We start from the raw sequence: 1,174 nt of genomic DNA on the forward strand, positions 1-1,174 counted from the left end.
TTCACCGGGCTGGACAACTTCAAGACCGCGCTGACGTCGGGGAACCTGTGGCCCTCGATCGTGGCGACGGTGCTCATCACCGCGCTGGCGGTGATCCTGTCGCTGTTGTTCGGGCTGCTGTTCGCAGTCCTGCTGGACCGTCAGTTCCGCGGTCGGGCGCTCGCGCGAACGCTGATGATCACCCCGTTCCTCATCATGCCGGCGGCGGCGTCGCTGATCTGGAAGTACTCGATGTTCGACACCAACATCGGGATGCTCAACTGGCTCACCCGCACGCTCGGGCTGCCGGTCATCTCGTGGGGCACCGAGCACCCGCTGGCCACCGTCGTCATCGTCCTGACGTGGCAGTTCACCCCGTTCATGATGCTGATCCTGCTCGCCGGCCTCCAGGGCCAGGACAAGGCGATCCTCGAGGCGGCCCAGGTCGACGGCGCCGGCACGTGGCGCACCTTCACGTGGATCACGCTGCCGCACCTGCGGATGTACATCGAGATCGGCGTGCTGCTCGGGTCCGTGATCATCCTGCAGGTCTTCGACCCCATCGCGATCCTCACCAAGGGCACGGGTGGCACGAAGACGCTGGCCTACCTGCTCTACGAGCGGGCCTTCATCGGCCTCGACGTCGGGGAGGCCGCCGCGTACGGCGTCGTGACCGTCATCCTCACGATCATCGTGGCGACCATCGCGCTGCGCACCCTGTTCAAGGTCTTCATGGCTGGAGGTTCCCGATGAGCACCAGACTGCGCGGCACCCTCGTCACCGCGTTCACGTGGTTCATGGTCCTCGCGTTCTTCTTCCCCGTGTTCTGGATGCTGCTCAACGGGTTCAAGCCCGAGTCGGTGGCGTCCTCGGTCAACCCGACGCTGTTCTTCACGCCGGTGACCGAGGGCTTCCAGACCGCGATGGACCGCGGGATGCGCGGCTACCTCATCAACTCCCTCACCGCGTCGGTGACCGCCACGATCATCTCGGTCGTGCTGGCCATCCCCGCTGCCTACGCCCTGTCGATCCGGCGGGTGAAGAACGTCGAGCAGTCCCTGTCGTTCTTCATCTCCACCCGGTTCATGCCCCTGGCCGCGGTCGTGCTGCCCCTGTTCATGATCCTCAAGACCTTGAACCTGCTGGACAACATCTACATGCTCGCCATCGTCTACGGCGCGGTGAACCTGCCGGT

The 1,174-nt window shown here is 65.0% G+C and carries 2 protein-coding genes; both read left to right on the forward strand.

Annotated features, from left to right (window positions below):
• Positions 1-732 (forward strand): carbohydrate ABC transporter permease (locus ACK8HX_RS17730; RefSeq protein ID WP_411942043.1); only part of this gene is annotated, 732 nt, incomplete at its 5' end.
• A partial coding sequence (locus tag ACK8HX_RS17735; RefSeq protein ID WP_459349939.1) for an ABC transporter permease family protein occupies positions 729-1,174 on the forward strand: 446 nt, incomplete at its 3' end. The genes ACK8HX_RS17730 and ACK8HX_RS17735, both read left to right, overlap by 4 nt.

This window comes from Oryzobacter faecalis (genome assembly GCF_046764005.1).
In the GTDB taxonomy this organism is placed as follows: domain Bacteria; phylum Actinomycetota; class Actinomycetes; order Actinomycetales; family Dermatophilaceae; genus Oryzobacter; species Oryzobacter faecalis.